Annotated in this window: 30 protein-coding genes and 1 tRNA gene; 12 read left to right on the top strand and 19 right to left on the bottom strand. The window is 65.2% G+C overall.

What is annotated here, in order from left to right:
• Nucleotides 1-14 precede the first annotated feature (14 nt).
• Together AC1DXI_RS08365 and AC1DXI_RS08370 are read right to left on the bottom strand one after the other, a co-directional pair.
• A complete protein-coding gene (locus tag AC1DXI_RS08365; protein ID WP_476938193.1) occupies nucleotides 15-935 on the bottom strand; it encodes a hypothetical protein in 921 nt (306 codons plus the stop codon).
• A 132-nt stretch (nucleotides 936-1,067) separates the two neighbouring features.
• On the bottom strand, nucleotides 1,068-2,756 hold the full coding sequence (locus tag AC1DXI_RS08370) for an AMP-binding protein (RefSeq protein ID WP_476938194.1): 1,689 nt from the start codon (nucleotides 2,754-2,756) through the stop codon (nucleotides 1,068-1,070).
• A gap of 111 nt (nucleotides 2,757-2,867) precedes the next feature.
• Here AC1DXI_RS08370 and AC1DXI_RS08375 point away from each other — a divergent pair, with 111 nt between their 5' ends.
• Nucleotides 2,868-3,146 (top strand): putative quinol monooxygenase, encoded by a 279-nt coding sequence (locus tag AC1DXI_RS08375; RefSeq protein WP_018773585.1) that lies wholly within the window; start codon nucleotides 2,868-2,870, stop codon nucleotides 3,144-3,146.
• Between the two features lie 110 nt (nucleotides 3,147-3,256).
• Here AC1DXI_RS08375 and trxA read toward each other — a convergent pair whose 3' ends face one another.
• From trxA to AC1DXI_RS08390, 3 genes are all read right to left on the bottom strand, one after another.
• A complete protein-coding gene (gene trxA, locus AC1DXI_RS08380) occupies nucleotides 3,257-3,670 on the bottom strand; it encodes a thioredoxin (RefSeq protein WP_018773584.1) in 414 nt (137 codons plus the stop codon).
• A 78-nt stretch (nucleotides 3,671-3,748) separates the two neighbouring features.
• Nucleotides 3,749-4,294 (bottom strand): acyl-CoA thioesterase, encoded by a 546-nt coding sequence (locus AC1DXI_RS08385; protein ID WP_370123841.1) that lies wholly within the window; start codon nucleotides 4,292-4,294, stop codon nucleotides 3,749-3,751.
• 52 nt (nucleotides 4,295-4,346) lie between these two features.
• Nucleotides 4,347-5,075, bottom strand: coding sequence for a Type 1 glutamine amidotransferase-like domain-containing protein (locus AC1DXI_RS08390; RefSeq protein WP_476938195.1), 729 nt, complete (start codon nucleotides 5,073-5,075; stop codon nucleotides 4,347-4,349).
• 182 nt (nucleotides 5,076-5,257) lie between these two features.
• Here AC1DXI_RS08390 and AC1DXI_RS08395 point away from each other — a divergent pair, with 182 nt between their 5' ends.
• Complete coding sequence (locus AC1DXI_RS08395; RefSeq protein ID WP_476938196.1) at nucleotides 5,258-5,692, top strand: DUF7144 family membrane protein; 435 nt, start codon at nucleotides 5,258-5,260, stop codon at nucleotides 5,690-5,692.
• Between the two features lie 13 nt (nucleotides 5,693-5,705).
• On the opposite strand, the gene AC1DXI_RS08400 is transcribed toward AC1DXI_RS08395, so the two are convergent.
• From AC1DXI_RS08400 to AC1DXI_RS08420, 5 genes are all read right to left on the bottom strand, one after another.
• Nucleotides 5,706-6,155, bottom strand: a complete 450-nt coding sequence (locus AC1DXI_RS08400) for a VOC family protein (protein WP_476938197.1) — start codon at nucleotides 6,153-6,155, stop codon at nucleotides 5,706-5,708.
• Complete coding sequence (locus AC1DXI_RS08405; protein ID WP_476938198.1) at nucleotides 6,155-6,697, bottom strand: GNAT family N-acetyltransferase; 543 nt, start codon at nucleotides 6,695-6,697, stop codon at nucleotides 6,155-6,157. Before AC1DXI_RS08405 ends, AC1DXI_RS08400 begins: the two co-directional genes overlap by 1 nt.
• A gap of 92 nt (nucleotides 6,698-6,789) precedes the next feature.
• Nucleotides 6,790-7,518 (bottom strand): MgtC/SapB family protein, encoded by a 729-nt coding sequence (locus AC1DXI_RS08410; protein ID WP_476938199.1) that lies wholly within the window; start codon nucleotides 7,516-7,518, stop codon nucleotides 6,790-6,792.
• A gap of 116 nt (nucleotides 7,519-7,634) precedes the next feature.
• Nucleotides 7,635-9,227, bottom strand: coding sequence for an ABC transporter permease (locus AC1DXI_RS08415; RefSeq protein ID WP_476938200.1), 1,593 nt, complete (start codon nucleotides 9,225-9,227; stop codon nucleotides 7,635-7,637).
• Nucleotides 9,220-10,152 (bottom strand): ABC transporter ATP-binding protein, encoded by a 933-nt coding sequence (locus AC1DXI_RS08420; protein ID WP_476938201.1) that lies wholly within the window; start codon nucleotides 10,150-10,152, stop codon nucleotides 9,220-9,222. The genes AC1DXI_RS08415 and AC1DXI_RS08420 overlap by 8 nt, the downstream gene beginning before the upstream one ends.
• Before the next feature lie 116 nt (nucleotides 10,153-10,268).
• Between AC1DXI_RS08420 and AC1DXI_RS08425 the strand changes: the two genes are divergently transcribed.
• Entirely contained in the window at nucleotides 10,269-10,742 is a 474-nt protein-coding gene (locus AC1DXI_RS08425) for a DUF1810 domain-containing protein (RefSeq protein WP_476938202.1), read from the top strand.
• Here AC1DXI_RS08425 and AC1DXI_RS08430 read toward each other — a convergent pair.
• From AC1DXI_RS08430 to AC1DXI_RS08440, 3 genes are all read right to left on the bottom strand, one after another.
• Complete coding sequence (locus AC1DXI_RS08430) at nucleotides 10,739-11,887, bottom strand: EAL domain-containing protein (RefSeq protein WP_476938203.1); 1,149 nt, start codon at nucleotides 11,885-11,887, stop codon at nucleotides 10,739-10,741. The genes AC1DXI_RS08425 and AC1DXI_RS08430 overlap by 4 nt on opposite strands.
• Nucleotides 11,884-12,060, bottom strand: a complete 177-nt coding sequence (locus AC1DXI_RS08435) for a DUF1059 domain-containing protein (protein ID WP_079550056.1) — start codon at nucleotides 12,058-12,060, stop codon at nucleotides 11,884-11,886. Before AC1DXI_RS08435 ends, AC1DXI_RS08430 begins: the two co-directional genes overlap by 4 nt.
• A gap of 164 nt (nucleotides 12,061-12,224) precedes the next feature.
• Nucleotides 12,225-12,818: a DinB family protein gene (locus AC1DXI_RS08440; protein WP_476938204.1), complete on the bottom strand. Its 594-nt coding sequence runs from the start codon at nucleotides 12,816-12,818 to the stop codon at nucleotides 12,225-12,227.
• A 119-nt stretch (nucleotides 12,819-12,937) separates the two neighbouring features.
• On the opposite strand from AC1DXI_RS08440, the gene AC1DXI_RS08445 reads away from it, so the two are divergent.
• Nucleotides 12,938-13,516, top strand: coding sequence for a LysM peptidoglycan-binding domain-containing protein (locus tag AC1DXI_RS08445; RefSeq protein WP_476938205.1), 579 nt, complete (start codon nucleotides 12,938-12,940; stop codon nucleotides 13,514-13,516).
• Between the two features lie 70 nt (nucleotides 13,517-13,586).
• Here AC1DXI_RS08445 and AC1DXI_RS08450 read toward each other — a convergent pair.
• Nucleotides 13,587-13,668, bottom strand: a tRNA-Tyr gene (locus tag AC1DXI_RS08450).
• A 171-nt stretch (nucleotides 13,669-13,839) separates the two neighbouring features.
• Nucleotides 13,840-14,094, bottom strand: a complete 255-nt coding sequence (locus tag AC1DXI_RS08455; protein ID WP_028276970.1) for a hypothetical protein — start codon at nucleotides 14,092-14,094, stop codon at nucleotides 13,840-13,842.
• Between the two features lie 196 nt (nucleotides 14,095-14,290).
• Here AC1DXI_RS08455 and AC1DXI_RS08460 point away from each other — a divergent pair, with 196 nt between their 5' ends.
• The gene (locus AC1DXI_RS08460) at nucleotides 14,291-14,782 is read left to right on the top strand and encodes a YajQ family cyclic di-GMP-binding protein (RefSeq protein ID WP_018773569.1); all 492 of its coding nucleotides are present in this window, start codon (nucleotides 14,291-14,293) and stop codon (nucleotides 14,780-14,782) included.
• A gap of 19 nt (nucleotides 14,783-14,801) precedes the next feature.
• Here the strand turns inward: AC1DXI_RS08460 and AC1DXI_RS08465 are convergent, their stop codons facing one another.
• Nucleotides 14,802-15,779 carry a tyrosine-type recombinase/integrase gene (locus tag AC1DXI_RS08465; RefSeq protein WP_476938206.1) on the bottom strand — a complete coding sequence of 326 codons (978 nt, stop codon included), beginning with the start codon at nucleotides 15,777-15,779 and terminating at the stop codon, nucleotides 14,802-14,804.
• A 106-nt stretch (nucleotides 15,780-15,885) separates the two neighbouring features.
• Nucleotides 15,886-16,290 carry a hypothetical protein gene (locus AC1DXI_RS08470; RefSeq protein ID WP_476938207.1) on the bottom strand — a complete coding sequence of 135 codons (405 nt, stop codon included), beginning with the start codon at nucleotides 16,288-16,290 and terminating at the stop codon, nucleotides 15,886-15,888.
• 49 nt (nucleotides 16,291-16,339) lie between these two features.
• On the opposite strand from AC1DXI_RS08470, the gene AC1DXI_RS08475 reads away from it, so the two are divergent.
• The 5 genes from AC1DXI_RS08475 (at nucleotide 16,340) to AC1DXI_RS08495 (ending at nucleotide 18,463) form a co-directional block, all read left to right on the top strand.
• Nucleotides 16,340-16,519, top strand: a complete 180-nt coding sequence (locus AC1DXI_RS08475) for a hypothetical protein (RefSeq protein WP_476938208.1) — start codon at nucleotides 16,340-16,342, stop codon at nucleotides 16,517-16,519.
• Between the two features lie 154 nt (nucleotides 16,520-16,673).
• Nucleotides 16,674-16,898 (top strand): hypothetical protein, encoded by a 225-nt coding sequence (locus AC1DXI_RS08480; protein ID WP_476938209.1) that lies wholly within the window; start codon nucleotides 16,674-16,676, stop codon nucleotides 16,896-16,898.
• A gap of 13 nt (nucleotides 16,899-16,911) precedes the next feature.
• Entirely contained in the window at nucleotides 16,912-17,103 is a 192-nt protein-coding gene (locus AC1DXI_RS08485; protein ID WP_476938210.1) for a hypothetical protein, read from the top strand.
• Nucleotides 17,104-17,113: 10 nt separating this feature from the next.
• Nucleotides 17,114-17,902 carry a hypothetical protein gene (locus tag AC1DXI_RS08490; RefSeq protein WP_476938211.1) on the top strand — a complete coding sequence of 263 codons (789 nt, stop codon included), beginning with the start codon at nucleotides 17,114-17,116 and terminating at the stop codon, nucleotides 17,900-17,902.
• Between the two features lie 177 nt (nucleotides 17,903-18,079).
• Entirely contained in the window at nucleotides 18,080-18,463 is a 384-nt protein-coding gene (locus AC1DXI_RS08495) for a hypothetical protein (protein WP_476938212.1), read from the top strand.
• 293 nt (nucleotides 18,464-18,756) lie between these two features.
• Here the strand turns inward: AC1DXI_RS08495 and AC1DXI_RS08500 are convergent, their stop codons facing one another.
• A complete protein-coding gene (locus AC1DXI_RS08500; protein ID WP_476938213.1) occupies nucleotides 18,757-18,945 on the bottom strand; it encodes a hypothetical protein in 189 nt (62 codons plus the stop codon).
• A 245-nt stretch (nucleotides 18,946-19,190) separates the two neighbouring features.
• On the opposite strand from AC1DXI_RS08500, the gene AC1DXI_RS08505 reads away from it, so the two are divergent.
• Nucleotides 19,191-19,754, top strand: a complete 564-nt coding sequence (locus AC1DXI_RS08505) for a hypothetical protein (RefSeq protein ID WP_476938214.1) — start codon at nucleotides 19,191-19,193, stop codon at nucleotides 19,752-19,754.
• Nucleotides 19,755-19,832: 78 nt separating this feature from the next.
• On the opposite strand, the gene AC1DXI_RS08510 is transcribed toward AC1DXI_RS08505, so the two are convergent.
• Nucleotides 19,833-20,198 (bottom strand): DUF6953 family protein, encoded by a 366-nt coding sequence (locus AC1DXI_RS08510; RefSeq protein ID WP_476938215.1) that lies wholly within the window; start codon nucleotides 20,196-20,198, stop codon nucleotides 19,833-19,835.
• A gap of 100 nt (nucleotides 20,199-20,298) precedes the next feature.
• On the opposite strand from AC1DXI_RS08510, the gene AC1DXI_RS08515 reads away from it, so the two are divergent.
• Nucleotides 20,299-20,703 (top strand): hypothetical protein, encoded by a 405-nt coding sequence (locus tag AC1DXI_RS08515; protein ID WP_476938216.1) that lies wholly within the window; start codon nucleotides 20,299-20,301, stop codon nucleotides 20,701-20,703.
• Nucleotides 20,704-20,817 lie beyond the last annotated feature (114 nt).

Here is a 20,817-nt window from a genome sequence, read left to right on the forward strand (position 1 = left end):
GACCCCGCGTTGTCTCAGACCGGGCGGATTCGCGACCGCTTGATCCTGGCGATCATGGACTCGAAACCCTCTGCGAGGTCATCGGCGTTGGCTTTGAAGTACGCCCAACCCGCGCTGCGGAAGGCCTCGTCGCGACGATTATCCTTCGACTGCTGTTCCCGGGTGAGGTGAGGAGCGCCGTCGTACTGGACGGCAAGCCGGAATCTCCGGTAACCCAAGTCAGCAGCCGGCGAGCGCCGGTCATCCGGATCAAGCCGCAGTTGCAGCTCCGGTTCCGGCAGACGCGCATCCAGCAACGCCAGCCGCAGGAAGGTCTCCGGGAAGGAGTCTGCCCCCACCCGCATCTCCTCCAGGGCCAGCCGGGCCTTCTCGACGCCCTTCATGTTGGGATGCTGGCGGATCAGCAGCCGCAGGCCGTCCTTGTAGGCGTAAGGTTCCGACCTCAGTTCGAGGCTGGGCCGGGGCTGCCGGATGAGCTGGTCGCCCAAGGCAATGAGGTAGTTGAGCGGCAGTACCGCCGCCAGATCCAGCCAGGTCCGGGGTGGTGCGGTGACCGGGATGCCGTCGACCTCGGTCAGCTCGCCGGGGATGCACCGCACGCGGTGGCCTGTGACCCCGGCCCGGCGGACCCTGGGCAGTTCATGGGGCTTGCTGAGGTGGATGGTCGGGCACTCGCCCATCCACGGTGGAAGTCCGAGGCTGGTCAGCACTGCCGCGGTTTCGTGGGAAACCCAGGCACCAGGGGTGGCGGCGGCGAGGACCCGGGCCCGTTCGGCGATCTCAAGGTGCCGGCCGGCGGGCAGATAGATAAGGCGGCCGCCGTCGGACAAATCATGGGCCCGCAGACGTTTGGGCCGGACGCCCAGCGCGCGTGACTCATACACGGTGAACGGTGTCTGGACGAGGCTTAAGGGGAGAGGCACGATGCGGACCATGCGCACCATTGTGACCGCGGATCGGCCTCGGCGCTGAGGTTATCCACAGGCCCTCAGGAATCGCCAAAACGCGGGGTCACTTACGGCCCATCCGGAGCCTCCGGATGGGCCGTAAGTGACCCCGCGTTGCTGTTAAGGGCCGGTCTGGAGGCCCAGCCGGGCCGCGGCCTCCTGGCGCATGTCCACCTTGCGGATCTTGCCGGAGACGGTCATCGGGAAGCTCTCCCGGACGTCGACGTAGCGCGGAACCTTGTAGTGCGCCAGCTTGCCGCGGCAGAACTCGGCCAGGCTGGCGGCGTCCATCGGCGCGGCCCCGGGTTTCAAAATGACGCAGGCCATCAGTTCCTCGCCGTACTTGGCGTCCGGGACACCGATCACCTGCACGTCCTGGATGTCCGGGTGGGTGTAGAGGAATTCCTCGATTTCGCGCGGATAGACGTTCTCGCCGCCGCGGATCACCATGTCCTTGATCCGCCCCTCGATCACGATGTACCCGTCCGCGTCCATCCGGGCGAGGTCCCCGGTGTGCATCCAGGCGTCGGCGTCGATCGCCTCGGCTGTCTTGTCCGGCTGGTTCCAGTACCCGCGCATCACGGCGTAGCCGCGCGTGCAGAGTTCGCCGATCCCGCCGCGCTCCAGCACCTCGCCCGTGACCGGATCCACGACCCGGCTCTCCAGGTTCGGCATGGTCCGGCCCACGGTCTCGGTGCGCTGGGCCATGGTGTCCACGCTCCGGGTCATCGTGGACACCGGCGAGGTCTCCGTCATGCCGTAGCAAATCGCGACGTCTTTCATGTTCATTTCCGTGATGACCCGGTTCATCACCTCGATGGGACACAGCGAGCCGGCCATGACGCCCGTGCGCAGTGTCGAGAGGTCGTAGGAGGCGAAGTCCGGCAGGGCGAGCTCGGCGATGAACATGGTGGGCACGCCGTACAGCGAGGTTCCGCCAAAGTCCTGCACAGCTTCCAGCGCCGCGGCCGGCGAGAACGACCGGCCGGGGATGATGGTGGCGGCCCCGTGGCTGAGCGCCGCGAGGTTTCCGATCACCATGCCGAAGCAGTGATAGAAGGGCACCGGGATAACCACGCGGTCGTGTTCCGTGTAGCCCAGCTGCTCGCCGATCGAAAAGCCGTTGTTAAGGATGTTGTGGTGCGTCAGCGTGGCGCCCTTCGGGAACCCCGTGGTGCCGGAGGTGTACTGCAGATTGATGGGATCGTGCGCGTCCAGTTCCGCCATCCGCGTCTTCAGCTCGGAGTGCCCGACGTCGTCGGCCCGCTTGAGCAGCTCGGCATAGGTGCGCTCCGCCTCAGTGCCGGGCTCGCCGGCGGTCAGCCCGTCCAGGCCGGCGTCCGGGAGGAAGACCAGCTCGCGCAGGTCCGGGCACGCCGCCAGCGCCTGCCGCGCCATCCCGGTGTAGTCGCTGTTCGTGTCCGACGGCGCGGTGACCAGCATGCGCATGCCGTTCTGCGTGACCACGAACTCGAGCTCATGGCTGCGGTAGGCGGGGTTGACGTTGACCAGGATCGCCCCGACCTTGGCGGTGGCGTACTGCAGGATGGTCCATTCGGCGCAGTTGGGGCTCCAGATGCCGATCCGCTCGCCCTTCGTCACGCCCAAGGCGAGGAGCGCACGCGCCAGGCGGTCGACGTCGTCGTTGAGCTTGGTGTAGCTCCACCGCCGGGCCTCTTCGCCGGGCACCGCGGCCGCCTCGATCAGGGCATCGTGGTACGGAAACCGCGCCGCGATCCGTTCGAAGTTCGCGCCAACGGTTTCCTCGAGCAGCGGGACGTCAGTGTCCCCGGCTGTGTAAGCAAGCATGGTGTGACGCTACCAACAGTGCGGAGGCAAAAGAAGAGCAAAGCTTGGAAGTCCTATGAAATCTTGGGTCATGTTCCTGCGCCTGCGCGGCGGCCCGGTAGGGTGATTGCCATGAGTGCACCCGTTGACCTTCAGGCCATTTTCATCCCCAACGACGGCGAATTCTTCCGCGTGAAGCTCGCCCTGGACATCGCGATTGACGAGGTGGTCAACGAGCCCGGCTGCATCCGTTACGAGCTCACCGAGGCCAGCGAGGACAAGCTCGTCCTGACCGAGCGGTGGGCCAGCCAGGCGGACCTGGACAAGCACTCCAAGGGCACGGCCGTCCAGGACCTGAACGAATCCCTCAGCGCACTGCTGGCCGAGCCGGTCAAGCTGGAAAAGCTCTAACCCGCCCTTCCAACCACAACGCGGGGTCGCTCCGCGCCCATCCCTGAGGGATTTATGGGCGCGGAGTGACCCCGCGTTGCATTAAAGCTGTGGGTTTAAGCCGTGGAGGTTCAGGCCTCCGGGATCTGGGTGCCGTCCTGCTTGGCCGCGGCTGCGGCGGCCTCGGCCTGGGACCGGGCCACGTGGGCGTGGACTTCTTCCATGTCCAGGGCCTTGACGGCGTCGACCACCTGCTCGAGCTGCTGCGCGTTCAGGGCGCCAGGCTGCGAGAACACCAGGACCTTTTCGCGGAAGGCCATCAGCGTGGGAATCGACGTGATGCCGGCCTCGGCGGCGAGCTGCTGCTCGGCTTCGGTGTCGACCTTGGAGAAGACGACGTCCGGGTGCTTCTCGGAGATCGCCGAGTATGTGGGGCCGAACTGCTTGCACGGGCCGCACCATTCGGCCCAGAAATCGACGAGGACAATGTCGTTATCCTCGACTGTCGATGCGAACTGTTCACCTGTGATGTCTACGGTAGCCATGAGTCAACGGTACGGGAGCAGCCGTGGATTGTCCCCGGCATTTCGCTGTTGGCACATCCGGGCGGGGGCGTCCGCGGGTCACGCCCAGGCGTGCGGGGCCGGACGCCTGGCGCCGGGCAGGGCGTTGGTTTCGCGCCATTCGTGGATCCACTCGGGCAGCTCCAGATCCGCCGGCGGGGCGCCGAACTCGCGGATGATTTCCTCCTGGCTGACGGGCTTGCCCTTGCTCAGAAGCCGGGTGGCGATATAGGCGCGCGCGTAAACTTCGCCGTCCACCACCATCCGCTGCTCGAAGTAGATGGCTTTCGAGTCCAGGCCGATGATCCGGGATTCGATCGTGTACTGCTGCCAGAGTTGCAGCGAACGGCGGAACGCGATGGTCTCCCCCGCCGCGACCGGGGTCCAGCCCCGGCGGCGCATCTTTTTCCAGGTGCCGCTGCGGGCCATGAGGTCGAAGCGCCCGAGGTCCATGAGCGAGAAGTACATGCCGTTGTTGACGTGCATGGCGATGTCGATGTCCGTGGGCAGTACCCGCAGCGGCAGCGAGGAGCTGTCCCAGATGCTCAGCGGTGGGCGGCGTGAGGACGTGAACAGCAGCAGGAGGGTCCGGAACAGGAGATGCATGAATCATATGTTACCCGCGAGTAACAAGCGTGCCAAGGGGTGGTGCCGGAACCTAGCTGTGCGCTGACAGCACCGAGACGGTGGCTTTGGCGCCGGCGCCGCGAATCGTCCAGCAGCTCCCGGTGCCGATCACGTCCAGCTCCTCGAGGTCCGCCTGGTGCAGGACCAGGGCAGTGTTCTCATCCACGGCGACCGCGCGGTCCACGAGGCCTTTTGCCACCGCCCCAACGGCCCGGCCGAGGGTCCCCGCCTGCGCGGCGTGCACGTCGACGGCGAAGGGCACCAGGCCCAGCCCGTCGCGGATCTCCACTTCTTCGAGACCCTCCGACCAATCCGCTGGGCAGACCTCGGTGCCGCGGATTCGGTAGCCGCCCACGATCGCCCGTACGGGCGCGACCATCGCGCCGGCTGAGAATCCCATATACGGCACACCGTCAGAGACCAGACTGCGGATGGGCTGCGCGGACGGCAGCAAGCCTTCCAGATAGCCCGGCGTCGGCCCGCCCCCGACGACGATGCCGTCGACGTCGTCGAACGCGGCGGGGTCCGCGCCCCGGTTGAATCCGAGCAGGACCGGGACGACCTCGCAGGCTGTCCGGGACTCCAGCGGCTCCACATAGGCAGGCAGGAAATATTCCGAGCTGCCCTCATGGTCAAAGAGAACCACAGCGACGCGCGAAATCCTGCCGGGGGCTCGGCGCCGGAGTTCCTTGACGAACCGGTCGAAGACGGCAGGAACGGTCACGGTGTCAGGGCCGCCGCCAACAAGCAGGATGGTCATGCTTCAACGTACCCGGTTCAAGGCCAATCGCAATGCGACGGCCGCGGCGGCGCCAAAGTTCCTGTGCCGATTGACCGCCGCGGAGGGTGAGGAACATAATCGGAATCGGTACTAGTTTCACGACACGACTGCGCCGACCATGAGGCCGACGGCAGAGCATTCAACGGAAAGCGGTCGGCACTATGACTACTGCCCATCATCCTGTTGCTTCGACTGGCTGGACCGGTTGGGTCCGTTTCGCCGGAGTCATTCTGATCATCAACGGCGTTTTCAGCGGCCTTCAAGGCCTCGTCGCTCTCACCGGTCCCGACACCTACTATCTGTCAACCCCGGGAACCCTGTTCCTCTTCGATGCGAAGGGGTGGGGCTGGTGGAATGTCGCCCTAGGGGTGCTCTTGATCCTCACCGCCGTCGGGCTCTTCTCCGGTGCAACATGGGCTCGAGTCGTTGGTGTTGTCGTTGCCGGCTTCAGCGCGGTCGTTCAACTGATGCTCATTCCGGCGCAACCGTGGTGGTCCGTCATCGTCATCGCCATGGACGTGCTGATCATCTACGCGATCATCGCCCACGGCGAGGAACTCAAGGCTGAACAGGCACCTCCGGCAACCAACCCGTAGGGCACCGACGCGATCAGGCGGCCGCGATCAGCTCCACTTCGTAGCCGTCCGTATTCACCAGGTAAGCAGCGAAGTGGCCCGGGCCGCCTGCGTGCGGATACTTGTCAGGAAATAATTCCGCCCAACCGTGGCTCGGGCCCTCCGCCGCTATGGCGTCCACGTCAGCCCGGGTCCCCGCGCTGAACGCGAGGTGGTTCAGGCCCGGGGCTTTGCGATCGTGCGCGGTTCCGGTCAGCGCCGGGGACTGCTCGACGACGATGTACGTCGCCCCGCGGCGCCAGCTGCACCCGTGGGCCCAGTCCTGGTAGGCCTCGTAGCCCAGCCGGCCCAGCAGCCAGCCCCACTGGTCCCTGGCCCGCTGCAGGTCCGGCACCCAGAGTTCTACATGGTGCAGGGCACCAAAGTCCGCCGGTGCAATTGGAACTGGTGCAACCGGACCAGGCGCAACCGGAACATCAGCCATCAGAACAGTATCCGCTGGAACAGGATGTGGTCCTGCCAGGATCCGGCGATCCGCAGGTACTGGGCTGCCAAACCGATCTCCTCAAAGCCAGCCCGCTTCAGGATCCGCTGGGACGCGGCGTTGTGCGGGAGGGTTGAGGCCTGCAGCCGGTGCAGTCCCAGTTCATTGCGCGCGGTTTGGAGGGCGAACTCCACCGCGGCCGAGCCAATTCCCCGCCCCGTCATGTCCTTGTCCACCCAGTAGCCGAGGTGGGCGCTGAGGAATGGCCCCCGGACGATCCCGCTGAGGTTGATCACCCCGATGATGCGGGAGCCTTCCACGAGGACCCAGGGCACGTCCGTTCCCGCGATGAACATCCCGAGCTTGGATTCAATGCTGGCGGCCTGTCCCTCGGCGGTGAAGAATTCCTCAAACCGCAGCGGTTCCCAGGGCGCCAGGTGCTCCCGGTTCCGCAGGTAGGCGTCGGCCAAGGACCCGGCGTCGGACCTGCGCAGCACCCGCGCGCGCACGGTATCCGTCAAAGCGACGCTGTTCTCGGTCATCCGCAGACTCTAACGGTGATCCCGAACGGCTTCAATCAGTGTGCGGCAGTCACGGCAGTACCGCGATGAAACCCGGGGGTCTCGCTGCGGGTTCAAGCGCTGGCGTCATCGTCGTCCTCGTTAGGGTCGGCGTCGCGAACATTCACACTCTGCACGCCGGGCACATCGAGGAGGTAGGGGACGAGTTCCCGCAGCGGAAGATGACCATGGAAGCGGATGTCCATGAGGACGATCGGCTTTTGTTCATCGCCTGCCTTATTGATGCTCAGGATTGACGAGCTGAACCCCATGTTGGTGGCGATCTCCAACACTTGCCGCAGCACGCCTTTGTTGTCGGCATAGCCCAGGTGCAGGACCCGGTGGGCGTCGGGGGTGGGGATCTTCCTGATCACGGGAGAGACGACGTACAACGTGATGAGGTGGAAAGCGGTCAGCGAAACAGCCAGGGACAGCATTCCGGCGCCGCACGACATGCCGACGGCGGCAGAAACCCAAATGCTGGCGGCCGTCGTCAGGCCGCGGACAACGTTCCGTCCTTTGAAAATCACCCCGGCGCCGAGGAAGCCGATGCCGCTGACGATTTGGGCTGCAATACGGGACGGGTCCACGGTGCCCCCGGCCTGGACGGAGGCGAAACCGTAGGCGGAGATCAGGGTAAACGTGCACGATCCCAGGCCGACAAGAACGTGTGTGCGGTAGCCAGCGACCTTTTGCCGGACCTGCCGCTCAGTGCCAATCAGGGAGCAGAGGACAAACGTCGCCAGCAGGAGCCCGATTTCCACCAGCGTGGTCGGCGTATATAGCCCGTATACGTCCTGCATCCCGCCCTCCGACCGGCCCGAGAGTGGCGTCCCGTCATTGCCGGGATGCGCCAGGAACTCTCGAATTTGATATTACCGCTGCCCCCTATTGGCGAGTAGTGGTGGGTCTGTTCCGCTCACGGGGCCAGATCCCGGCGGCGCCAGCCGGCGTATCCCAGCGCAGCGAGCGCGGCGGCCGTCACAGTGAGTCCCAGCAACGGGCCGGCTGCGCCGGAATCCAAGGGCAGCAGCGGCGAATGCCGGAACGGGGAGAGCTCCATCAGCCACTCCGGGGCGTTCCACAGCACGCCGAACTCTCCCAGGGCAACAAACAGCAGCAGCAGAGCCCAGACCGTCCCCGTGAGCCGGGGCGCCCAGCCGAACACCACCAGCACCGCTGCGGTCATGACCCAGGCCGCGGGGATCTGGGCGGCAGCGGCCAGGGTGACGCGGCCGAGTTGGTTTGCGTCGGCCAGGACGGTGGCTGCGCCGGCCCCGACGGACACTCCGGCCAGCAGCATTAGCACGGCGACGCCGGCCAGCGCCAGGGCGAAATGGCTGGTGGCCCACCGCGGCCGGGTGGTGGCGGTGCCCAGCAGCGCCTCGACGTGGCCGTCCGTCTCCTCGTCACGGAGCCGGCTGACCGCGGACAGTCCGTAGGCAGCGGCCAGCAGTCCCATGATGCTGATCTCCGCAGCAATGAAGGCATCCGTCATGGCCTGGGTTCCGCCCAGCATTATGATCAGGTCCTGCGCGTTGGGCGAACTCAGCAAGTCCGTGACGTTGCCGGCCAGCGATCCGATCACCACGCCGAACACCACGAAGGCGACCGCCCAGGCCGCCAGCAGCCGGAACTGGAGCCGCACGGCGAGGTCCCCGACCCCGCGGAGCGAGCCGCGTGCCGGGCCGGGGCGCTCCTGGCGCAGGCCGGAGCCGAGGTCCCGGCGGGCGCGGAGGGCCAGAGCCACGGGCACGAGTGCGGCGCACAGTGCCAGTGGCAGGGCGAGCACCCACCACTGGTCCCCGGCGAAGGCCCGGATCTGCTGGTTCCAGCCGATCGGCGAAAGCCAGGACAGGGCGGAGGGCCCCGGTTCGGCGAGGTCCCCCACCGCCCGCAGCGCATAGGTCACGGCAACGACGCCGAGGCTCATTCCCGTGGCCGCCCGCGCGCTGGCCGTCAGCTGGGCGGTGACCCCGGCCACGGCGCTGAATGCCATGCCGGTGGCGGCCCAGCCCAGTCCGAACGCGATCGAGCCGGCGGCCGGAAGCCCGCCGGCTGCCAAAGACACCGCCGTGACCAGCCCCAGGACAATGCTGGCTCCGAAGCTGATGGCGAGGGCGGCCGCGAGCGGCGCGTCCCGGCCCAGCCGGCCGCCGCCCAGGAGCTCGAGCCGCCCGGACTCTTCGTCGCTGCGGGTATGGCGGACGGTGATGAACACCATGAGGACGGCCAGGATGGCAGCCATGAACGCCGTGTACTTGATGAGGGACAGGGCACCGAGGGATGTGGGGTCGTAGACCCTGCCGAAGAGGGCTACGAGCGAGGCCGTGGCATTCAGGGCCGTCGCGGCCTCGACCCGGCTCCCGACATCGGGATAGAGCTCGGCGCCGGCCACCGCGGTTGAATACGTTGTCGCGGCGAATCCGGCGATCCACGCCGGCAACAGCCATCGGTCGCGCCGGAGCCCGAGCCTGATCAGGGCTCCGGTCCCCGCCAACGTTTCACGCATCAGCGGTGCCCCCGCTGCCCGACCCGGCCGCGGCCACGGGCACCGCCGCGCCGTAGTGGCGCAGGAAGAGATCCTCCAGGGTGGGCGGCTGGCTGGTCAGCGCGACGAGTCCCGCGTCGGTCAGCGCCCGCATGAACGGGGCCAGGCCGGACGGTTCCACTTGGGCGCTGACGCGGTGGTTCGTGACGACGACGTCGTGGACGCCTGGCAGGGCATCCAAGCCTGCCGGTACCACCGCGAGATCGGCAGTGACGGAGGTACGGGTCAGGTGCCTGAGTTCATCCAGCCGCCCGGTCTCCACCACCCGGCCCTCACGGATGATGCTCACGCGGTCCGAAAGCGCCTCGGCCTCGCTGAGGATATGGCTGCTGAGCAGTACCGTGCGGCCCTGGTTCCGCAGTTCCCGGACACAGCCGCGGAAGGCCTCCTCCATCAGGGGGTCCAGGCCGCTGGTGGGCTCGTCCAGCAGGAACAGCTCAGCGTCGGTGGCCAGCGCGGCGACCAGGGCCACCTTCTGCCGGTTGCCTTTGGAGTAGGCCCGGGACTTCTTCGTGGGATCGAGGTCGAAGAGTTCCAACAGCTGGGCCCGCCGGGCCAGGTCCTGGCCGCCCTGGAGTCGGCCGAGGAGGTCGATGACCTCCCCTCCGGTCAGGTTGGGCCACAACGCCACATCCCCGGGGACGTACGCCAGGCGCCGGTGGAGGCTCGCGACGTCGTGCCACGGGTCCAGGCCCAGCACCCGGATGGAGCCGGCGCTGGCGCGAAGCATGCCCAGCAGCAGGCGAATCGTTGTGGATTTGCCCGAACCGTTCGGTCCAAGGAAGCCGTGGACCTCGCCCGCCTCGACTGAAAAATCCAACCCATTCAGGGCGACCACGGGCCCGAACCGCTTCACAACGCCGACCATCTCCAAGACATTCGCCATGGGGGACACGATACGCCCGGGACCGGCACTTTAGGCCCGGCCGAATGACCCCTTCGCCCGCGGGCGGCCTGTCGCTGTGCTGTCACTCCGGCACCGGGGGACGTAGCCTAGCGGGCATGGAAGACCCTTACGATCTTGAACGGTTCGTGGCGGCCCAGGACGCCGGCGGAACCTACGGGCACGCCCTGGCGGAGTTGCGGTCGGGCATGAAGAGGAGTCACTGGATGTGGTTCGTTTTCCCCCAGTTCGCGGGCCTGGGCCGCAGCGAAACCGCCCGGAGGTACGCCATCTCCTCCCTGGCCGAGGCCCGTGCCTATTCCCGGCACGGCGTCCTTGGCCCGCGGCTGCGGGAGGCTGCCGCCGCAGTGGCCGACCTTCAGGGGCGGTCCGCGGTGCAAATTTTCGGCGGCATCGATGCCCGGAAGCTGCACTCGTCCATGACGCTGTTCCGGCGCGCCGCGCCCGGCGAACCCGTGTTCCGCGACGTCCTGGACCGCTACTTCGATGGCCTGCCCGATCCCGCCACGGACCAGCTCCTGGAAGACCAGCCGCTGGAAGGACAACCCGGCGGTCCGGCCCCGACGGGTTAGCTGTCCGCCGCCAGCGCCGTAATCATCCGTTCCATGCGCGCGACGCCGGCGAAGCGGCCGGCGTTGTCCGTCACCAGCAGGGGGTCAAACCGGCTGGACTGGGTCCGCGTCATGGAACGTGCCAGGGCCTCGCTGAGCGGTGTGTCCAGGTTGACCCGCATTCCCGGGCTCACCACGCCCAGGGCCGCCGCTGAGGGGTCGAGCACCGCAACGGGCCGCAAATGCTCGCCCATCAGCACCACCGACTGCAGGGCCGGGTTGTTATCAAACGCGGCCGCCGCCGTCGCAGTGGTGGCGGCCGTCGTCGCGGGTTCCACGATGTCCCGGACGATGCTCTGCTGCGTGGCCGGGGGTTTGGACGCCAGACGGTGGGCAACGTCGAGATCGATCTGTTCCCACGCGGGACCGGGCCGGGCCAGGCAGTACCCCTGCACCAGGGGCACACCGAGGGCGACGAGGGCGTCCAGTTCCTCCACGCGCTCCACTCCCTCGGCCAGGATCCAGGCATCGACGCGGCTGGCGAAGGTTCCGAGCATGGAGATCAGGGCACGCTTGGCCTCGTCCCGGTCAACATCCTGGATCAGTTCACGGTCGAGTTTGATCAGCGAGGGCCGCAGGGCCAGGAGGTGCCGGAGCCCGGCATAGCCGGCACCGGCGTCGTCGACGGCGATCAGCGCGCCGGCGGCGCGCAGCTGGTTGAGGTCGGGCTCGAGCTCCAGATAGGAGTCGATCGGGGTCTGCTCCGTCAGCTCGACCACCAGCCCGCCAAGGTTGCCCTGGCCGCGCCAGATGCCACGGATCTCCTCCGTCAGCAGCAGCTCCGGTGAGACGTTGAGGGTCAGGAAGCAGTTCGGCGGCAGGGTGGGGCGCGCCGCGAGCGCCGCCCGCAAGGCTGCGGCCTCGAGCTCGGCTGCCAGGCCATGCGTGTGCGCGGCGGCAAACCATACCTCAGGATTTTTTTCGGCGAAGCCCGGGAACCGGGCGAGGGCCTCATAGCCCACCACGGTGCCGCGCGCGGTATCAACAATGGGCTGGTAGGCCGCGGAAAGGCCAACACCCCGGCAGGCGGCCGCCAGCTGCTCCTCCCAATCCGGGCCCGGTGCGGCCCCGGCGTCGGGCGGGAGGCCGCCTGCCTCGTGAATCAACTAACGGGAACGATGGCTCTGTGGATCGACTGCACGACGTCGGCCGGCAGCTCCTCCAGCCCATGTGCGGACGCCGCGTGGGCGGCCACATTGACCAGAATTTCATCGTCGGTACTGCACACCCAGCGGGCGTCACAACCGGGAACCACATCACCACAGGCAAACGACTTCACGAATGCTCCTTCTTCTTCAACAGCGGACCGGACTACCCTACGTTGGCTCCGCGCCGAAAACTGAGATTTTGCTTGCAGAAACGATGCGGCGTCGCCGGCGGCCGTCGCGGCAGTGTTCGCCGGCTGCTGTTGGCTGCTCCTACCTGCCCGTACTAGCGGCGGTACTAGCGGCCTGCCGCCTCCGCTTCGGCAGCGACGGCGGCCGCCTCGATGCGGGCCCGGTGCACGGCCCACCCCTCGGCGGTGCGCGGCGAAAGGTTCGGATCCCCCGGACGCTGGCCTGCGCTGCCGTCGATGAGTTCGCGCAGGATGTCGGCGTGTCCGAGGTGGTGGGCGGTCTCCACGCACATGTGCACGAGGATCTGCTGCAGGGTCACGTGCTTGCGCTCGTCCGGCCACCAGGGCACCACACCGGGCGCGTCGAGCGGAAGGTCCTCGATGGTGGCATCGCTGTGGGCCGCCGAGAGCCGGTGCAGCTCAGTGATCTGCTCCCGCGTCTCGCCGGGGGCTGCCCACATGTCGGCATCCGGCTCCGCGTCGTCGGCGAACCACGGCAGCTTCAGCTCGCTGGGACGGCCGAAGACCTCGCCAAAGTAGCCGAGTTCGACGCTGGCCACGTGCTTGACCAGTCCCAGCAGGTTGGTTCCCGTGGGTGTGAGGGGCCGGCGCACGTCGTACTCGCTGAGGCCTTCGAGCTTCCCGAGGAGGTCTTGGCGCCGGGTGCGCAGGTAGGTGTGCAAGATCGTTTTGTCGTCCATGACCGGCACTATACCGAACGTGCAGGCCCTGCCTGCCGGTACGCAGGGTTTCATAAAACGTATGGAATAATTGGCGCAACGGGCCTCGGGGGGAGGCCCCGAGCGACAGGACACCCAGGGTGAATCTCGATTCCGGTGCACATCGGGTCCGGCCGGCCGCCGCAGTTCTTCTTGCCGCGGTTCTCGCGGCGGCTCTCGCCATTCTGTTGGCAGCCTGTTCTTCCGGCACGGATGCCCCGGGCGGAGTGCCGGCGGGGCGGCCGGCGGCGTCCGCCCCCGCAGCATCCCGGGCGTCCGGAGGCCTGCAGGGGGCGACCGAATTGAACGGGTTCCTCCAGCCGATGCGCTACACGGCCGTCGACGGCGACACGTGGGAGGGCATCGCCGCCCACTTCCGGATGACTCCGGAGATCCTCAGGAGCTTCAACGAAGCAGAGTCCGTTGCCGCCGGCGCGATCATCGACCTCAGAGGGGTGGACGTGCCCCAGTTGGGGGCCGGTGGCAGTGTGACCGGGCAGGACGGCCAGGGACGGCTCCTGTACAGGGCGAGCGCCGGAGACACTCCCGCGGGCATCGCGAGCCGCTACGGTGTCCCGCTCTATGCCCTGCGGATAGCCAACCTGGACCTGTTGACGGGCGGCGAATGGATTCCGCCCGCCGGCGCCACGGTGGCCATTCCAAATCCACCGATCGACTGAGCAGGGCCTTTGAGCCGGGGACAAAGAAAAAGCCTCCGGAACCTAATGGTTCCGGAGGCTTTTCCAAGGGTGGCAGATGAGGGATTCGAACCCCCGTAGGCGTTGCCAGCTGATTTACAGTCAGCCCCCTTTGGCCGCTCGGGTAATCTGCCGAACTTCAAAAGAAGATCACTCGCGGTTCCAGTCCCGGAACGCCTGTTTCCAGTCCGTTCCGCTTCCAGCACCCGCGGGCAAGACAACTTTACAGAACTTCGGCCGAAGAATCGAATCGGCGCCTCAGTAGATCAGAAAAGGGCCAAAAATGGGCCAAAATCCGCGGAAATTCAGGCCTCGCCGAGAATCCGTCCGGCCAGCCTTGCTTCGAATCGTGCCGCCTGCTCTGCGGTGACCTGGTTCAGCTCCACGGCGCGGGCCAGGTCCGTATGGACCCCGTCCATGCGGACTGATGCGTCGGCCGCCGGGCTCAGGATGATGGAGGCCGCCAGCGCGGCGGCGGCAACGGAGCTCGCCGTCGCGGCCAGGGTGCTGGCAGCGGCGGCGGTGGTGCGGTTGACGTAGCGGACGGCCTTTTGGTGCATGTTCTTGCCTTTCAGCATCGGTTCCAACTCTTGCAACTCTGGCCAGCCCGGCTTCGTTCCCGCCGTGATTGAGCTATGAGCGGACTGTGAAACCCGGGACGCAACGCCGGCCGCCACTTCGGGGGCATCCGTACTAGTCTGGAATGCAGACATCCCGGCCTCACTCAGGCACCCGGCAACCATCAGGAGGAAAGTCATGGCAGGCGAATCCACGTTCGACGTCGTCAGCAAGGTAGACAAGCAGGAAGTCGCCAACGCGCTGAACCAGGCGCAGAAGGAAATTGCCCAGCGCTACGACTTCAAGGGCGTCGGCGCCGAGGTCGATTTCAGCGGCGAGAAGATCCTGATGAAGGCCAACTCCGAGGAACGCGTGCTCGCGGTGCTCGATGTGCTGCAGTCCAAGCTCATCCGCCGCGGCATTTCGCTCAAATCCCTCGACACCGGCGAGCCCTACGCCTCCGGCAAGGAATTCCGGCTCGAGGCCTCCATCAAGGAGGGCATCGCCCAGGACCTCGCCAAGAAGATCAACAAGCTGATCCGCGACGAGGCCCCCAAGTCCGTCAAGTCACAGATCCAGGGAGACGAGCTCCGCGTGACGTCGAAGTCCCGGGATGACCTCCAGGAGACCATGAACCTGCTGAAGGGCTTCGACGAGGCCGACCTGCAGTTCGTGAACTTCCGCAGCTAGGACCAATCCTGCCGCGTGATTACAGGGAAGTTGCTTCCGTAGTCCGCACAGAGTCCGCAGGAATCTTAAGGACCGCAGCGATCAGCCTTGATCCTGCGGTCCTTGTTTTGTCTTCGGCAGTCGGCCAGAGGTGGGAGTAAGTGTTCAGGGTGATCGAAGGCACTGCGTGGCCGAGTGCCCGCTGCACGGTGACGACGTCGCACCCATCGGCGATGAGGCCGGAAGCGTAAAAGTGCCGGAGGTCGTGAAGGGTGAACTCCCCTATGCCGGAGGCTTCGCGGACCTGCCGCCAGCGGTCGGCCGCTGAGTTGCGGTTGAAGTAGGTTCCGCCGTACCCGAACAGCCATTGCTCATCGCCGAAGACGCCGACTGTTTCGACGTGTATGGCTAGGACCTGGACCAGTTCATCGGCCACGTAGACAACCCGTTCGGAGCCATGCTTGGGCGGGACGACCTCCGCCGAAGCTTTGGTGCTTCCTTGGATCTGCCGAGAAACACTAATGGTCCTGCGCAGGAAATCCACGTCCGCCAGTTGCAGGCCTGCTGCTTCGCCCAGGCGCAGCCCCGCGAAAGCGCAGACGGAGATGAAGGGGGCGAACCAGTCCGGAGCGGCCTCCAGCGCGTCCCCCAGCTGCTCCGCCGTGGGAATTGTCATCGCTGCTTCACGGCGCCGCTCACGGGGCAGCTTCGCGCCCGCACAGGGGTTTTCCGCGATGATCTTGTCCGTGACCGCAGCCCGGAAGGCGGAGCTGACGATGTTGTAGTAGACCTTCACAGTGGCCGGCGCCAGCCTCGCGGACATCCCTTTGACCCAAGCCTGCACGTGGGACGGCAGGATCGTCCGGATCTGCGATTCGCGGAACATGGCTATTGCCAGGGCTTGTTCGGCTTTCAGCTTGGTCCCGGTGGCCCACACCTGGACTGCGGCCCATTGCTCAAACCACTGGGCATAGGTGATGTTCCCGGCCTTCGGATCCACATACCGGCCCGTGACCACTGAGGCCGTTACTTCATCAAGCCACCGCTGAGCGTCTATCTTCCGGGAAAAGTGCCTCGCGTGCTCCTTACCCGCTGCGTCACGATAGCGCGCCCGCCAGGACCCGTTATCCCTTTTCTGGATGCTTGCCACGAGTGGTCACCTCATCAACGTACGCATCGATGTCGATGGGCTCGTATGCGTCTCCCCAGTCAGATGGCTCCTCCGATCGGATAACGCCTTCGATGCACTCCTGGAACACGCGAATGGCCCCGCGGAGCTTTTCCCGACCGACCTCTAGCGCAGTGTCGGCCTGCGCCCAGCGGCCGGCTAACTCAATAACGGCCGCTTCCGCCGACAAAACTCGGACCCGAAGCTCCGCGAGTCGGGCAACGTCCGGCGAAAGTGTGTCACGTTCCAGTAGCTCCGCCGAAGTCACGCCGAATACTTGCCCCAGCACCGCCAATTCACCCACGGACGTTGGCCTTGCGCCCCGCTCCAACTTCGCGACCATCCCCTGCGTCATGTTCATGCCCGCGTGCAGCAGTAGACAAAGAACGCAAAAACAGGAAGGCGCCGTAATGGCCTACGAATACACGGAGAAAGTCCTCGAGCGCTGGGATTACCCGGCACAGGCGGCGCTATACCGAGAAAAGTTCCAGCAGGAAACGAATCACTGGAGAGGCCGCGCAACCACCGCCGAGACGCAGCTAGCAGCAATCACCCCCGGATACGGCGCCTCATCGAAAGCAGGAAACTGACTATGGCTGGACTTCATGACCTCTCGCGCGGCGAACCCCCGGACATCCACCGACGCCAACGGCAACCCGGAACAACCCCTGCCAGGATCCCCGGCACTCACCGCAGCGGCTGCACCCTCGATCTAACAAACCACCACCCCGCAAGGGACAACTAATGTTCGCTTCCAAGCCGGACCGCCATGAATTCAACATCAGGCAGGCCGCCAGTTACGGAGCCAAGACTGGCCTACTCCTCACCCCAGACGGCGGCCAGGAACCCGCCGTCGTACTCCACGGCGGCGGTGTTATCCAAGCCGTACTACCGGCGGCAGAAGCCCTACGGCTCGCAAACGAAATAGCCGACGCCCTCAGCATTCACCGCAAATACGCGACCAACTAGACAGGCCCGCCGTATGAATCCCTGCCAATGTTTCGAAATCAAGCGCGTCATCATCTGCGAATTGAACCGCGGAGACGGCCCCTGCCTCACCACCGCCGCCGCATCTGAACCGCGCACAGCACCCGAACCGCTCGCTCTCAACAGCGACGGCCTGACTGGCACCATCGCCGCCGCAATCGGCGCAACGATCACCACCAACCTCTAGGAGAAACCCCGTGTTCGCAGAAATCCGCCGCATCGACCGCACCTTCACCGGCCTTAGCATCGACCTTCCCAAAGAATGCCAGGACGCAAGCACCCTAGCTAACGCCGCACTCGCGGCAACCCACAGCCCCGCCGTGCAAGATCTCCATGACGGGATCCTCTCCGGGACCGTCACGCCCAAGAACATCGGCGCGAAACTCACTGACTCCGCAATTGCCATCATGGCCGCGGAACGCATCATCACCGCAGCGGAAGGCACACAGTCGGCCATCAATTCGCTGTACTTCGGAGCACTCAAGGCCAACGCAGACCAGCTTGTGACCGCCCTCCGCCCCGCGTTCGACGAAGCCGCCGCTGTCATTCAGACCGCAGGCAAACACTTCGCAGCCGACGCCAACGAGCGCGACATCCTCAACGCCGGCATGGAAGCAGTCAACGCCTGGCACAACCTCGCCGCAGCCAAGACAGCCATGACGCAGATCATCAACGCCCGCGCCGTCATTGCCGAAGCCGAGCGGGACAACACCAGCGCCTACCTCCACTACATCAGCGGCGACCACACGCAGGCCCAGCTCTGGCAGGCAGAAGCACAGTACACCGGAGTAGGCCACGGACTGCACAACCTGGCACGCGCGGGCTTCACCCTCCACCTCAACACCAAGGCCGAAGCCCAGAAGATGGCAGAGACAGCGCGAACCAAGACGCAGAAGGAACAGGCACAGGCCGAAGCCGCACGCATCGCCGCCTACCAGCAGGACAGCCCGCTTGCATTCGAGCAGGCAGCAAGAGCCACACGGTAACAACCCCGGATAGGTGACGCCCGCGACTCTCGCAGCGCGGGCGTCACTGTACCTCGCACCTACCCAGGCGGGGGAGGCTCAGGGGTGCCTGACCATGACCGCCGGTGAGGTCTCTAGGAAGTGCGGCGGTCCTTGGGGCCGTTTTTTCGCTTGTTCCAATTCACAGAAGGAGTTTGTATGGCTGGGAAACCCAGTGCCCCCGCGGATTTGCGGGCTGTTGGTAAGAAGTTGTGGCGTGACACCTTGGACTTTTTTGAGCTGACCGCGCCTGAATTGCGGTTGCTTTTGGAGGCTTGCAGGACCGCGGATGAGCTAGAAGTCCTCAGAACTGCCATTTTGGAGGGCGATTTGATCACCAAGGGCAGCACTGGCCAGCCGGTCGTGTCGCGTGTATATGACGAGATCCGTAAGCATCGGGACTCACTGGCGAAAACGATTAGCGCCCTTGGTTTGCCCGCGGAAGACGATTCCAAGCCTCTGACTGTTGCCCAGATCAGGGCCCAGAAGGCGAACAACAGCCGTTGGGCGGCTCACCGTAGCGCGGTGGCAACCCATGGCTAGGCGGCGAGTCCCGGAGCCCGTAGAGGCACCAGCAGACGCCGATCCGAACCGGATTGTGTCTCGCGTGCTGGATTTACCACGGGGCACTGTCCGGGGATGGTTCAAGGGTGGAAGTTGCTACAGGGTTTCAGTCGCGGGCCGTGTTTATGGCTGGGGCGAAGGCCCGGCGGTTTGGGCTGCTGTCCTAGACGGCAGTTTCAGGCCCGACGACTTCGGGAAGCACAACAGGTAGAGTCAGAGCGAAGGGGCCGGCGGCACGCCCGGCCCCTTCGTTTTACCCCGCGCGGTATGAGTTACCAGACCTGGCTCGCCTCCAGTTCAACCGTTTTCACAGGGCGCGCCGTGGAGGGCATAGGCGCCGCGCCCTGTGGCTTGTCGTACTCACCGTTGCGAATGCAGTTAATGTCCTGCTGCATGACGCTGATCGTGTCGTGAAGGCGCTTCACTTCTTCAATAAGTTCTTTCATGAGCTTTTCAGACATGCTTCCCCTTAGCTTTGTTAAGGCCGGAGGCTACGGGCGAGGTCCACGGTACCGGTAGCCAGTGACGCCCCCTGCTCGCTTGCGACTTGCAGGGTTCCGTGTTGGCAGCTTCCGCCCGGCGTCTAGGACTCGGGGAAATCGTCGTCCATGCATTGCGCCGGGTCGTTGCGACTGTTAGATTGCGCTCACTCTACAAAGTGGCTGGGGCTTCTCAGAGAAGTTTCCCACTTTCAAGGAGGCACCTCATGGCAATCAACGAAGAAAATTCTCGTCTCGGCCGCTTGAGAAAATCAATTGTCGGCCTATTGCTCACGTTGGGGTTCTTGACCTCCCTAACTTTGGCTGGGGCGCCGACAGCTAATGCGTATCTGTACAACGGCGGGGGTAACCCCGGTCCATACACGGTGTCGCCGGTTAAGTGCCAGTGGAAGATTTTTGGAACATCCTCCAACCTCGTGATGACTGCGCAGCCGCCTCGGGTTTGGGCTTTCAATGCCAGGTCTGGTTTTGGGAATGATGCATCATATGTGCGCTACCAGGCCTACGTTGTGGATGCGAGGAACGGAAACACCCTAGAGCGGAGCGGTTACAGCGGCTGGTTTTACGCCACGGACATAACGCCCGCAAACTTTACGTGGACGTACACCGCTACGAAGCCCTACTACGGGAGCTACTACATCGACTACCGAATCGAGTGGTCAACGTCCACCGCTGCTACCGCGTGGGTGGCGGAGCGCCACGGGTCTTACAACTACATCGACCAGTACAACACAGGACCGTTCGGCAAGACTTCCTGTCGCACGACTTAGAAGCATGATCCGAGTGTCGAACAAACCCCCGTCAGCTAACCATGCTGGCGGGGTTTCCTGCTTGTTCCGGCCCTTACGTCAGCTCCCAGCGCGGGCTGCTTTCGCGGCCTCCCGCGCCTTCTTGGCCTCGCGGGCACCGTCCTTTCTGGCGAGAATGCGCGCCAGGTCTTCATCACTGACTACCTGCCATGCCTGTGATCCGCTGTGCCACTGCAGGTTGGGATACTTGAGCTTGCCGAACTCCTTGAGCACCTCTTTGCTGATAGCCCAATTACCGTTGTCATTCTGATATGACCACTCCGCGCCGAAGTCCTTCCGGATTCTTGCTACCAACTGGTTCTGGTATGCGTGCCGCGGAGCCACAGCTTCAATCTGCGCCAGGAGCCAGCTTGCAACCGTGGAAGCGTCTACAAGTTCATCATCTTTCGCCAAAGTCTCAGTCATTTGTGCATCCTAACCGAATGACCAAGACAAGGGCCGGTGCTTGACGGGGAGGCAACCATTTGGACATTCATTGTCTTAGCCCTGTCCTAGTGTCGCCCGGGTGGTGAAGATCGACGTGGCGGCTGTGGCCCGGATGCTTGGGCGGGGCAGGTATGTTTACGGCATGGCCAGCTTCACCCTGGACGGGGAGACCTTCGAGTATCTAAGACCGGATCCGGGGCATTCACCGGAAGAAGCTAAGTCGTGGACGTACGGGAGCTACCCGAAGATCAGGGCCAGCCTGCCATTGGCTGACGGCGGCACGGTAAGTGTCTACGCCCACGCGGAACGCTGGAACCCCTCACACATCCTTGTGCGCTGGGCTGACGATGGGGACCACGGGCACTGGGCCTGGATCCCCGCCGGCAACGTGGAGCGCGTGAATGATTCCGAGTGGGATATTGAGGAGTACCGGCGGTGCCCCGTCCGCTGGGGGAACCGCTTGGCCGGGTTCCTGCCAGCCTAAGCAAATGCGCCCTTGATGCCAGTGTGACCCGTGTGGTTATACTCATGGCTTGGGGGCGCCTTAGACGGTGTATGTCGGAAGCGTTCAGCAGCCAAAAATTATCTGCCAACCACC

This window comes from Arthrobacter sp. P1_H7 (genome assembly GCF_056405215.1).